At 48.6% G+C, this 12,525-nt stretch carries 8 protein-coding genes and 1 pseudogene; 6 read left to right on the top strand and 3 right to left on the bottom strand.

Annotated features, from left to right (window positions below; genetic code table 11):
- Positions 1-22 precede the first annotated feature (22 nt).
- Together M3212_RS05570 and ppc are read left to right on the top strand one after the other, a co-directional pair.
- On the top strand, positions 23-958 hold the full coding sequence (locus tag M3212_RS05570) for an AEC family transporter (protein WP_251192968.1): 936 nt from the start codon (positions 23-25) through the stop codon (positions 956-958).
- Between the two features lie 204 nt (positions 959-1,162).
- Positions 1,163-3,916, top strand: coding sequence for a phosphoenolpyruvate carboxylase (gene ppc, locus M3212_RS05565; RefSeq protein ID WP_251192967.1), 2,754 nt, complete (start codon positions 1,163-1,165; stop codon positions 3,914-3,916).
- 381 nt (positions 3,917-4,297) lie between these two features.
- On the opposite strand, the gene M3212_RS05560 is transcribed toward ppc, so the two are convergent.
- From M3212_RS05560 to M3212_RS05550, 3 genes are all read right to left on the bottom strand, one after another.
- Positions 4,298-5,035 carry a hypothetical protein gene (locus tag M3212_RS05560; protein ID WP_251192966.1) on the bottom strand — a complete coding sequence of 246 codons (738 nt, stop codon included), beginning with the start codon at positions 5,033-5,035 and terminating at the stop codon, positions 4,298-4,300.
- Between the two features lie 215 nt (positions 5,036-5,250).
- Entirely contained in the window at positions 5,251-6,726 is a 1,476-nt protein-coding gene (locus M3212_RS05555; protein WP_251192965.1) for a phospholipase D family protein, read from the bottom strand.
- Between the two features lie 35 nt (positions 6,727-6,761).
- Positions 6,762-7,268: a DUF2062 domain-containing protein gene (locus M3212_RS05550; protein WP_251192964.1), complete on the bottom strand. Its 507-nt coding sequence runs from the start codon at positions 7,266-7,268 to the stop codon at positions 6,762-6,764.
- A 218-nt stretch (positions 7,269-7,486) separates the two neighbouring features.
- Here M3212_RS05550 and pssA point away from each other — a divergent pair, with 218 nt between their 5' ends.
- From pssA to M3212_RS05530, 4 genes and pseudogenes are all read left to right on the top strand, one after another.
- Positions 7,487-8,182: a CDP-diacylglycerol--serine O-phosphatidyltransferase gene (gene pssA / locus M3212_RS05545; protein ID WP_251192963.1), complete on the top strand. Its 696-nt coding sequence runs from the start codon at positions 7,487-7,489 to the stop codon at positions 8,180-8,182.
- 124 nt (positions 8,183-8,306) lie between these two features.
- Complete coding sequence (locus tag M3212_RS05540) at positions 8,307-9,362, top strand: tartrate dehydrogenase (protein WP_251192962.1); 1,056 nt, start codon at positions 8,307-8,309, stop codon at positions 9,360-9,362.
- Between the two features lie 20 nt (positions 9,363-9,382).
- Positions 9,383-10,819 (top strand): amidase, encoded by a 1,437-nt coding sequence (locus M3212_RS05535; RefSeq protein WP_251192961.1) that lies wholly within the window; start codon positions 9,383-9,385, stop codon positions 10,817-10,819.
- Positions 10,820-11,077: 258 nt separating this feature from the next.
- A pseudogene (locus M3212_RS05530) lies at positions 11,078-12,445 on the top strand (FAD-binding oxidoreductase).
- The last annotated feature ends 80 nt before the right edge of the window (positions 12,446-12,525 follow it).

Raw genomic sequence — 12,525 nt, 5'->3', positions numbered from 1 at the left:
CTGTAAAGAAAGGATAAGCAGCATGGACATTACGGTTATCCTAACCTCGATTTCTTTAATGGCGATTATCATTTTGATCGGTGTGCTGATCGGCTCAAGGCTGGCGGTTACGACTGAGGCGAAGCAGCTGCTGATGACGATCATCGTCAATGTCGCCGTACCGGCGATTATTTTTAACGGAATTTTCAATACCGAGATTACAAATGAACTGCTGGCAGATATGCTGACGATTTTTCTGCTTTCGGTGTCGCTTAACACGATCGGTATTCTGCTTGGCTGGGGAGCCGCCTATCTATTCGGCTTCCGCTCGCTGGAAGCGAAGAAGCTGGCCGTGCTGGCCGGGATTGGCAATACCGGCTTTATCGGTATTCCACTTTGCGCGCAAATTTTCGGACCAGTCGGAGGTCTGCTGGCGGCGATTTTCGATTCGGCACTTGATGTCGTCACATTTTCTTTAGTTATTATGCTACTTCAGCAGGGCCGGGTTTTCTCATTCCGCCAGCTGAAAGCCCTTGTCAATATTCCATTTATCGCGATTACGATCGGGCTGACAATGGCGATGATTAATTACCAGCCGCCAGCTGTCGTAAAGGACCTGGCCGGCTTTTTGGCTAACTTGGCGGCTCCGCTGGCAATGATTTATATTGGCCTGTTAATTCCAGGATTTTTGCGGAATAAACAAAGGAAAGTTGCCGCTCGCTTTGTTACGGCTTCGGTGACGATGAAGCTTGTCGTCATCCCGCTTGTTTTAATCGCCTTACTGCAAACGCTTACTATTTCTGATCTTTTGAAGCAGATTACCTATATCCAGGTGGCGATGCCAACCTTTATGCTGGCAACGGTGCTGATCGCCCGCTACACGAATGATGAGGAATCCGCTGTCGTGACAACGGTCTATTCTACTCTGCTGTCGCTAGTGTCAATTCCGGTCGTCATCTATATTGCGAACCTGTTGTAGAGAAGATAGCGCTTCTCTTCTTTACGACAGGCTGCCTTTTTATGAGTTTGTTCGATTAATCAGAAATAATTGATTTTTATCAGCTGTTTCAGTATGATAATAAACAATACCGAGTCTTGTACTCATTAAGGGACGTTTTTTGTCCTATCGGGACTATAATAGTCCCTGTCAGAAAGAAAAGTTGTGGCTAGGAGGAGAGAGAAAATGGTAGAAACAGCAGATCATAATGCGTTATTGCGGCGTGATGTCAACAAGTTAGGAAGCATTTTAGGCGAGATTTTAGTCCACCATCGCGGAAAGTCTCTTTTCAATAAAGTGGAGGATATTCGCGCAGCGGCGAAAGAGTTGCGTCAGAATTACAATCAGGATGCGTATGAAGCGCTGAAGGCGCAAATTCAGACACTCGTACCGCCGGAGCGCCAGCAGGTGATCAGGGCATTTTCGATTTACTTTCATTTAGTCAATATTGCTGAGCAGACGCACCGGATTCGCCGGCGGCGTGAGTATCAGCTTCAGGATGAGGAAGGCATTCAGCCGTTTTCCCTTGAAGAGGCTGTCCTGGCGGTCAAGCAGTATGGTCTGCCTGATCAGCAAGTACAGGAAGTGCTTGATGACCTGTCAATAGAACTGATTATGACGGCTCATCCGACGGAGGCGACGAAGCGGACCGTATTAGAGACACAGAAAAGGATTTCGCTAATTCTGCAGCAGTTTGACCATCCGCTGCTGACGAAAAAAGAAAAAGCGAGACTGGATGAAAGCCTGTTTAATGAAGTAACGGCGCTGTGGCAAACGAATGAACTGCGGCAGCGGAAGCCGACCGTACTCGATGAAGTGAAAAATGGGCTCTATTATTTTAAGGAAACGCTCTTTGATGTGCTGCCGGATATTCACCAGGAATTAGAGACGCAATTGGAGCATTATTTTCCTGGACATGGCTGGAATATACCGAACTTTCTTCACTTTGGCTCCTGGATCGGCGGGGACCGTGATGGCAACCCGAATGTTACCCCTGACATTACGTGGGAGACATTAAAGCTGCAGCGCAGGCTCGTTCTCGATAAGTATGAGGAGGCTGTGATTGAGCTGATGCGGCGCTTCAGCCAGTCAACGATGCGCGTCGAGCTTCAACCGGAGTTTCTCTCTGTTATTGAACGCGAAGAGGATGCTTATTTGGAGGAAGGGGAAGGGTGGCCGGTTGAAGGAGAGCTTTACCGGCGGAAATTTGCTATTATGCTTAAGCGGCTGCGCCATGTCGGTCAATCGGCTGCCGGCTACCACTCGGCCGGAGAGTTGCTAAAAGATCTTGAGCAGATCCAGGACAGTGCAGAAAAGCATCAGCCATCCGGACGTAAGCTGAAAACATTGCGTAAGCTGATTCGGCAGGTCCAGCTGTTTGGCTTCCATCTCGCGACGCTCGATATTCGAAATCATAGCGGCGAGCATGAATTGGCGATTGCGGAAATTTTACGCGTCGTCAACCTTTGTGACAACTATGCCGGCCTTGACGAAGACGAGAAGGTCCGTATTTTAAAGCAGGTGCTAAGTGAGCCGCGGCCATTGATGCTGCTTGAGGAAGATTATTCAAAAGAGACGCAAGAAATTTTTAAAGTGTTCCAAATGATTAAAAAGGCCCATCAGGAATTTGGCAGCCGCTCGATTGAAGTGTACCTCGTCAGCATGACGCAATCAGCAAGCGATTTGCTGGAGGTGCTTGTTCTGGCGAAGGAGGCGGGAATTTATCGCCTGCACGCTGACGGGACGGTTGAGAGCGGTCTGCATGTCGCGCCGCTTCTGGAGACGGTTGATGACTTGATTGCCGGCCCGCAGATTATGAAGCAGTTGTTTGAGATGGATGTGTACAAAAAGCATCTTGAGCAGCGCGGAAATCATCAGGAAATTATGCTCGGTTACTCGGACGGCAGCAAGGATGGTGGAACGCTGACGGCGAACTGGAAGCTCTTTAAAGCGCAGCAGGAAATTCATGAAATGGCGAAGGACTTCAACATTCGGCTGAAGTTTTTCCACGGAAGAGGAGGATCGCTCGGACGGGGCGGCGGACCGCTTTACCGGAGCATCCTCTCCCAGCCTGTGGAAACGCTCGGCGACGGCGTGAAAATTACCGAGCAGGGCGAAGTGCTTTCCTCGCGTTATTTGCTTGAGGATATCGCTTACCGGAACCTCGAACAAGCAGCATCCGCACTCTTGTCAGCGTCGGCAAAGGTGAGCAACGAGGCCGAGCCGCGTCATTTCCGCGAGAAAGCATGGGAAAAAGCGATGGAGGAAATTTCCCGGCATTCGCTCAAGAAATACCAGCAGCTCGTATTCGGTGATCCGGATTTCCTCACCTATTTCAAGCAGGCAACGCCGCTTAAAGAGCTTGGCGAGCTGAATATCGGCTCGCGGCCGATGAGCCGCAAAAACAGTGAGCGCTTCGAGGATCTGCGCGCGATTCCGTGGGTGTTTGCCTGGACGCAATGCCGACAAATGCTTCCGGCCTGGTATGCGGCAGGGACAGGTCTTGAAGCTTTTGCGGCCAAGAGCGAGGACAACCTTACATTGATGCAGGAGATGTATCAAAAGTGGCCGTTCTTCCAGTCAACGGTCAATAATTTGCAAATGGCGTTGATGAAGGCGGATCTATCAACGGCAAAGGAATACATTACACTCGTCGAGGACGAAGCGATGGGCAAGCGGATTTTTGATGATATTCAGGCCGAGTACAAGCGGACGGAAGAGATACTGCTGAAAATTTCCGGCAGCAAGCAGCTGCTTGATCACACACCGAACATTCAGGAATCGGTTCACCGCCGCAATCCGTACGTCGACCCGCTAAACTTCCTGCAGGTCAACCTGATTCAGCAGATGAGGGAGTCCGACGAGCAATCGGACGAACTCCTCACCGAAGTCCTCCTCACCATCAGCGGCATCGCCGCCGGACTCGTGAATACAGGCTGATTCTCCCACCCCGCCTTTGGGTGGGAGAATCAGCCGAAGCAGTGAGCGAAGTCGCTACATTTTTTTAAAAGCCCTGAGAGGCGGCTTTCTCCTCTCAGGGCGAGTAGCGAACGAAGCCACTGCTAAAGCCAGTGGGAAAGGTTTGGGCGGAGCGGCGCAGGCTTTTTAAAAGGGGGAGGTGGGGTTCCTCCCCCGGCGCCGAGGAAGCCCGAGCAAAGCCCCGCCTTTGGGTGGGAGAATCAGCCGAAGCATTCACTAGTAACATAAAATAAACATATGGCTTGGTTCCAATGGTGTTTAATATGAGTAAGTGACAATTCGTAAAGAATCCACAATAAGCTTCCAACTCGTGAAGAGGAGGAAGCTATTCCTGTGAGTTAATTAATATTGATAGTCGTAATAATCTTTCTTCCCTGTGTAATTACAACCACAAGAACCGCAGGTACACTTTAACCATTTACATTTTTCACAAATTAGATTTGTCCCGGTAGATAAAGACCTTCTGCAACTGAAGCATCGAGCATATCTCTCTCCGTATACTTCTATTTGAAGGTTGATTTTACGTTCAAGGATAATTTTTTCATTTTCTTCTTTTTTATTTTTTTCTTCTGCTATTTTGATAAGTAGTTTAAATGGCATCTGTGATGCCGAGACAACTGCCTCATTGTTTTCTACTTTACGAATGAGAGCATTCATATAATACGGGTTACTCCGTTTATACATACTTTTTGGAATTTCAAACCCGGAGCCAAAACTGATTTCATGTTTATCCGAATACGGTAACCTTTTATGATGAACCTGAAGATACTCAAAAGGCTTCACCCTTTTGTAATAGGGGATCTCTACTTTTTTTTCGTATAATTCGCTAGCTATCATCTTATTTTGTTGGAAGCAGTATCCACACATACAGAAAACATCAGTACGCCGTTTATTGCAATTAGGGCAATGATATACTTCGTTTCTTATATTCGAATATCCACAAGTAGAACAACTACCGTCGTAAGCGCTCTTGCCACAATTAAAGCATACGGTTTTAACTACAGGTTTTATGTTGAAACTAGTATATGTACTTGTTTTTTCTTTTTTTGTTGAACAATCATGGCATAATTCAACTTTCATACTTAGTAAATTTCCACATTTCGTGCATTTATACAAAGGAATGACCACCTTGCATTCTAAATTTATCTTAGATAAAGAGTAACATAATAATATAAACGATTAATAAAAATCTGAAAAAATAACCTTAATACTTAGCCCTACCTCTTGAAATCGCCATCGATATATTCAAGCACGCGGAGAAATAGCCTAAAAAGGGTTGCCCTCGGGCAACCCTTTTAAAATGTCGAGAAGCCGCTCCATTCCTGGAAGCGGTAGAGGAAGTGGGCGAGGGTGGAGTGATCGGCATAGGCTTCGTAATCAAGGGTGAAGCTGGCCGCTTCATTTGTCCATAATACCTCAAAATAATCAGCGACTTCCGCGATCAGACCTTCGTGCACTGGACCGGTGATTTTTACGTCGGTTTCGAGGTTGAAATCGTCCAGATTACGCTTTGTAAAATTGGCGGAGCCGCCGATTACGATTCCTTCTGTTTCTTTTTCAATCAAAGCGAGCTTGCTATGGTACTGCTCGCCATGAGTGTCGTACCAGCGGATCTGGATGCGGTCCTTTGACTTTTTCTTCAATTCAGCCGCGACGGGACGGTTGGGAATTCCGTTCTTTTCATGCCCGAACGCATCTTTATTGGCGTCCAGAATTAACTTCACATCGACACCGCGTTCCGAGGCGTCGAGCAGGCTTGCGAGCAGATCGCGGTCAGAAAGATAAAAGGCGCCAATGGTAATGGCATCGCCCTCTGCTGTCTCCCCCATCTCTGTCAGCAAATGTTCTTTAATCCGGCCTTCCGTTAAAAGCTGTAGCTGATAGCCTTCGCCGGCAGGAGGAGGCGAAGCCGGGATAGCAACCCGGTCAAAAAAAGTGCCACGATAGCCGCTGGCCTGGGCGACGGCCTGCTCTGACTGAACAATGTCACGCATAATGTCTCCTTCGACAACAAAGGCGATATTGGAGTGATGGCTGCTCGCATCATGTGGATTCGCTGAGCTGATCATCGCCTGTTTCTCCGTCACGATGATTTTGCGATGATTCGCTTTAAAATTGACTAACTGCAAATATGAACGCAGGGTGACAGGCGGAGCCACATCGCTGAATGGGTTTGGCAGCCAGCCGTCTCCCTTTGTGCCGAACCATTGAAAAAGGGTGCGGTAAACGCCGGAGTAAGCGGGGTTTGAATCACGCAGCTTCGTCAGGTCGGTGATGATGACGTCTATTCCTTGCTGCTCCAGCGCGCTGAGCAGCGGCGATGCGTATGAGCCGTAAAACGTATTGATCGGGTCCGTAATAAAGATAATATCAAGATCCGGCTGCTGCTGCTTTTTTTCTACTAGCAGGCTGGTGATAGATTGAGAGAGAGCAGGGAATTCAAGCGAGCTGTCGTACTCTTCATTAAAGAGAAACATATCAAGCAGAATAAACTCCTCAGCTTCCTCAATCATCGTATTCATTTTTTGAAAGATCCTTTGTTCCTGATAAGGGACGCCTTCCTTCATATAAGTCAAGTCATAAAGGAATTCAATATGTTCAATGTGATGGACCTCGCTCTCATAGGAAAGCCCGGCCGGCAATGGCTTAAGATAATGGTAGATCGCGACACAGGCCAATAATAAGAGAACAAAGAAAAAAGTTCCAAGCCACATCACTTTTCGATTCCTTTGATTGGACGTAAAGATAATCTGTCTAATCACGGTTGACATAAGATGATTCTCCTTTGTAGTAGCGTGACAGCTGACTATGATGACTTGGGGACTTTCCATTTCTTTGTGAGAAATGTGAGCGCGCTTTTGCGATAGCGTTTAATAATCGTATACGTCAGGAAATAGATAATGAGACCAAATACGAGCATATTCATACACATCCCAATAAAAAAAGCCTTGCCGATTCGGACGCCTACTTTCAGGACTTCTACCGTCTCCTCAATACTTTCACCTAATTCATCAAGCTCAATAGGAATGAGCTTTTCTCCCACGACCATATTTAAATAAAACAAGAGCGGGAACGCCCAAATAATTGATATGCCGCCGATGAAACCGCTCGTTAAATTTCCCCTTACAAGTTTGGCGCTGGCAATGGAGATAATCGGGCCAATTCCGAACGAAGGGACGAAATTAATTAACAGATCAGCAGTAAAACCAATTGCAATGTGATGGGCATTATCTTTAATGCGTAACAAACGGATTAATAAAAATTTGAATTTACGAATATATTTATGAATAGTGTCCACCAGCCATGTTGTCATAATCAATTTGTTCTTATCTGATCATAATCGTTTTTTGACATTTTTACAATTTTTCTTTTTTGAATTCAGCGCAAAGCCATTGCTGGTCTAGCAATTTGTACTTGAATCAACCTGTAATTGTTTTCATCCATAGTAAAGGCTAAATCCCCATGCTATACTAGAGAGATAAAGGATGTCTCTATGGGCGATGAAATTGATGTTGGAAAGTGAGATAGAATATGCGTTGGACAAAAAGCATTCCAAATATGTTTACCCAGGGGAATCTTTATTGCGGATTTCTCTCGATCGGTTTTGCCGCAAACGGTCAGTTTAACAATGCGGCGATTTTAATTTTAATCGGAATGATGCTGGACAGTATGGATGGGCGTTTGGCAAGAATGCTGAAGGCGGACAGTCAGCTCGGAAAGGAATTGGATTCATTAGCCGATGTCGTTACGTTCGGCGTCGCTCCTTCCTTTTTAATGTATTATACCTACTTTTATCAATTCGGTCTTTTAGGACTGGCTGTTGCCGGTTTGTTTCCTTTATTCGGGGCGTATCGGCTCGCGCGTTTTAACATCGGTTCGCCGAAGCAGTCGACCAGCTATTTTATTGGGGTACCGATTACGGCGGCGGGCGGAATTTTAGCGCTGCTGACATTATTCGGCAATCATATTCCGCAAATTATTACGACGGTGATCTTTACCGCGCTTTGCTTTTTGATGATCAGCAAGCTGAGAATCCCCAGCCTGAAGGAAGTGCCCTTGCCGAAATACGGGACGATTGTGACCCTGTTTTTAGGCTGTCTTCTCGTGATTATTTATCGAGGAACGTACAGCTCGTTTCCATACTTGATTTACATCGCAACGCCGATTTATATTGCTTATCTTGCCTACCGTTTCGTAAAACGAGGCAAGCAGTCAAAGCAGCAGTAAGACGTCTTTCTTGGTTGAGCACTCTCCCCTGCAACCGTGCAGGGGGAAGCTCGGTAAAATTGACTCGTCTCAGGCGGTCATTGTACATAAATAAAATAATAGAATACTAGAGGAGTGTGCATTTATGAAAAGGTTTTCAATCGCTGTAATACCGGGGGATGGAATCGGAAAAGAGGTTGTGCCTGCCGCGCTTAATGTGCTTGATACAGCGGCCTCCGCCCATGGCGGCATTGCCTTTGATTATACGGAGTTCCCCTGGAGCTGCGAATATTATTTGGAGCATGGCGAGATGATGCCTGAAGATGGGCTGGAGCAATTAAAGAAGTTTGATGCGATTCTCCTTGGAGCGGTCGGGAATCCGCAGCTCGTTCCAGATCATGTTTCCCTCTGGGGGCTGTTAATTAACATCCGCCGCGGCTTTCAGCAATCGATCAACATTCGGCCTGCGAAATATTTTGAAGGGCTGCGCTCGCCGTTAGCTGATCCGAAACAGTTTGATTTCATTGTCGTCCGTGAAAATAGCGAAGGGGAATACAGTGAAGTCGGCGGCCGGATTCACCAAGGGTCCTCGCAAATCGCGATCCAAAACTCGATTTTTACAAGGCCGGGAGTTGAAAATGCGCTGCGCTACGGGTTTGAGCTGGCTAAAGGGCGCAAGGGTCATGTGACGAGCGCGACGAAGTCAAACGGAATTGTCCATACGATGCCGTTCTGGGATGAAGTATTTGCCGATGTGAAGGCTGATTATCCGGAGATTGAAGCCGAGAGCACGCATATCGATGCGCTCGCCGCCTTCTTTGTGACGAAGCCGGAAGCGTTTGATGTCGTCGTGGCGAGCAACTTGTTCGGCGATATTTTAACCGATATCGGTGGAGCGGTCATGGGCAGCATCGGTATTGCCCCGGCAGCCAATATCAACTTAAGCGGTGAGTTTCCATCGATGTTTGAGCCTGTCCACGGTTCAGCACCGGATATTGTCGGCAAACATATCGCCAACCCGATCGGGCAAATTTGGACGGCGAAAATGATGCTTGACCATTTAGGGGAGACCGAGCTTGGCGCCGGGATATTGGCAGCGGTCGAAGAAGTAACGAAAAACGGGGTGAAGACGCCTGATATCGGCGGAAGCGCAACGACGGAAGAAGTGACGGCTGCGATTTGTGAGCAGCTGAAAAAGTAGAAATGGTGGAGGAGACGCGGATGAAGGGACAGGAAGAGATGCTGACATTAAGCCTGGCAGAGGTTGCAGCGCATTTCCGGCAAAAAAAGCTCTCGCCGGTGGAAGTGACGAAGCAGCTGCTTTTGCGGATTGAGGAGGTCGACCCGGAGATTAATGCTTTTATTACGGTTGATCAGGAGCGGGTGATGAGCGAGGCGGCAGAGGCGGAACAGGAAATACAGGCCGGCCGCTATAAAGGCCCCTTGCATGGGGTTGCAATCGGGCTTAAGGATTTGATTTACACAAAGGATATGAAAACAACGATGGGTTCGCCGCTCTTTGCTGACTACGTGCCATCTATTGATGCGTCAGTCGTCGAGAGGCTGCAAGAGGCCGGAGCGATTATCATAGGTAAGCTGAACACGCATCAATTCGCGTACGGTCCTACAGGCGACCGCTCTCATGCGGGTCCGGTTAAGAATCCGTACGATCTGACGAAAATGACAGGCGGATCAAGCAGCGGTTCGGCCGCCGCCGTCTCTGCGTGCATGTGCTTTGGCGCTTTGGGGACCGATACGGGTGGCTCGATTCGTGTGCCAGCGGCTTTTTGCGGGATTGTCGGGATGAAGCCGACCTTTGGCCGAGTGAGCAAGCACGGGGTGTTCCCGCTTTCCTGGACGCTCGATCATGTCGGGCCGATGACGCGGACGGTGACAGATAATGCGCTGCTGTTGCAGGTGCTTACGGGCTACGACCGGCGCGATCCTTACAGCCTCGCTGCCGAAGAAGAGAATGTGTCAAAAAAGATCGGAGCAAGCATCAAAGGAGTAAAAGTCGGCCTTCCATCAAGCTTTTACTATACGGATTTGCATCCGGAAGTGAGGGAAAGCATGGAACGAAGCATTGCCGTCTTGCGTGAAAGCGGAGCGGTGATCGAAGAGGTGCACGTGCCGCATATCGAGCAGTTCGCAGAAGCGCATAAAGTGATTCTCCGTTCGGATGCCTATGCAGTTCACCGCGAGCGGCTGGCAGCCCATCCCGACGAGTGGGATGATGAGGTCAAAGAGCGGCTTTTGACCGGGTTGGAGACGAAAGGCTTTGAATACGCTGAAGCGCTGCAAATACGTCAGCAGGCGAAAGAAGAGTTCGCCGCGGCTTTACAGCAGGTAGATGTACTGCTTACACCGACGGTTCCCATTTTAGCTCCTGAAATTAATGGGCGCCATGTTGATATCGAGTCCTATCAAAAGCAGCACATCCGCTGGTCGATTATGAAGCTGACCGCACCGACGAATTTTAGCGGCCTTCCAAGTTTATCGCTACCGTCAAGCCGAGCTGACAACGGGCTGCCGATCGGAGCGCAGCTGGTCGGCCGTCCTCTGGATGAGGCGTTGCTGTATCAAATCGGCTACGCGTTAGAGCAGGGACTCGCTCTTCAGCCGGCCAAATGGCAAATTGGGCAGAAGCAATCAAACTAAGTAAGCGGCAGTGCCCTCTGAACGATACAGGACAGGGAAAAGCAGGACTGTCTCGCAGGCTGATTTGCAGAAAAGAGATTAATTTTGCGGGAAGATTCCAGAAAGGCACTTCGCACCGCGCTTACGTTCTCCATGAAAGACCCACGCTTTCATGGAGAACGAATACCGTTGTAACGGCTCGGCAAAAGGTAAAAAACGACCTTTTGTTCCATTCTTTATTTACTGAATAATCACACTACGATAGGGGCTGATTTATCCATGAGTTATATCGAACAATTGCAGCAACTCCTTTCGCCAAAACAGGTTTCGACCAATGAGACAATGCTTGAGCAGCATGGACGGGATGAAGGCTATCATCCCGTCAGTCTGCCGGACGTTGTTGTTTTCCCCGCTTCTACGGAGGACGTCCAAAAAGTCGTCACCTTTGCGAACGAACACCGTATTCCGCTCATTCCGTTCGGCCTTGGCACGAGCCTCGAAGGCCATGTGATTCCGTATCAGGGCGGAATTTCACTCGACCTTTCGATGATGAACAAAGTATTGGACGTCAGGCCGCGGGATTTTCTCGTTAAAGTACAGCCGGGCCTGACGCGGACACAGCTTAATAAAGAATTGAAAAAGCATGGCTTGTTTTTCTCAGTCGACCCAGGGGCAGATGCCACGCTGGGAGGGATGGCGGCGACGAATGCGAGCGGTACAACCTCGGTCAAATACGGCATTATGCGAGACCAGGTGAAGGATCTCGAGGTTGTTTTGCCAAACGGTGAAATCATTCATACAGGCGGAATGGCCGCTAAATCGTCATCCGGTCTCCATTTAAATGGATTGATCGTCGGCTCTGAAGGGACGCTTGGAGTGATAACCGAGCTGACCTTGCAAGTGTATGGCATTCCGGAAGCGATTATGGCGGGCCGGGCGACATTTCCGACAGTTCAAGCTGCTGTGGACGCGGTGACGATGATCCGCACGTCAGGAATCTCAATTGCGAGAATGGAGCTTGTCGATGCCCGCTCGATTCAACAGGTGAATAACATCAACGGACTGAATTACGCCTAATGCCCGACGCTTTTTCTTGAATTTCACGGCAACGAAGCCGGATTAAAGCAGGATGTCGCCTTTGCGCGCGAAATCGTGAACGATTTTGGCTGTGAGGAGCTGCAATTTGAACTCGACACGAAAGCCCAGGCGCGGCTGTGGGAGGTGCGGCACAATTTGGCCTATGCCTTTATCCATGGCTCTCCCGGGCGCAAAATGATGGTGACCGATGTTAGCGTGCCGCTGACCGAACTGGCCGGGGCAATTCAGGATACGCGCAATGCGATTGAGAAAGAGGGGCTTGATGGCGCTGTCTTGGGGCATGTCGGTGACGGGAATTATCACGCGTTGTTCATGATTGATATGAAGGATGAACAGGAAGTGGAGCGGGCAAAGCGGCTCAACGAGCATATCGTTCGTTATGCACTGGCCCGCGGCGGGACATGTACAGGCGAGCATGGTGTCGGCGTCGGGAAGGCGATTTATCAACGTCAGGAACATGGCGCCGCCTATGAGGTGATGAAGGCGATCAAAACAGCGCTTGATCCAAATGGAATCATGAATCCGGGGAAGATATTTATCGATTCATAAAGATGGCTTGAATGAGGGCAGACTGCAAAAGGAGTTGCGGTTGCTCTTTTTTTGCGCCAGGAAAGAAAAAAGGGATAAAA

It is taken from the genome of Halalkalibacter oceani, assembly GCF_023715705.1.
Lineage (GTDB): Bacteria > Bacillota > Bacilli > Bacillales > Bacillaceae_D > Halalkalibacter > Halalkalibacter oceani_A.
Note: the sequence above shows the minus strand (reverse complement) of the source record. Positions and strands in the feature narration are given on the sequence as shown.

What these genes read in the sequence shown, in the direction of transcription:
- M3212_RS05535 (WP_251192961.1), top strand. Translation starts at nt 9,383, where the DNA reads ATGAAGGGACAGGAAGAGATGCTGACATTAAGCCTGGCAGAGGTTGCA.
- M3212_RS05560 (WP_251192966.1), bottom strand. Translation starts at nt 5,035, where the DNA reads ATGAAAGTTGAATTATGCCATGATTGTTCAACAAAAAAAGAAAAAACA.
- M3212_RS05555 (WP_251192965.1), bottom strand. Translation starts at nt 6,726, where the DNA reads ATGTCAACCGTGATTAGACAGATTATCTTTACGTCCAATCAAAGGAAT.
- M3212_RS05570 (WP_251192968.1), top strand. Translation starts at nt 23, where the DNA reads ATGGACATTACGGTTATCCTAACCTCGATTTCTTTAATGGCGATTATC.
- M3212_RS05550 (WP_251192964.1), bottom strand. Translation starts at nt 7,268, where the DNA reads ATGACAACATGGCTGGTGGACACTATTCATAAATATATTCGTAAATTC.
- M3212_RS05540 (WP_251192962.1), top strand. Translation starts at nt 8,307, where the DNA reads ATGAAAAGGTTTTCAATCGCTGTAATACCGGGGGATGGAATCGGAAAA.
- pssA (WP_251192963.1), top strand. Translation starts at nt 7,487, where the DNA reads ATGCGTTGGACAAAAAGCATTCCAAATATGTTTACCCAGGGGAATCTT.
- ppc (WP_251192967.1), top strand. Translation starts at nt 1,163, where the DNA reads ATGGTAGAAACAGCAGATCATAATGCGTTATTGCGGCGTGATGTCAAC.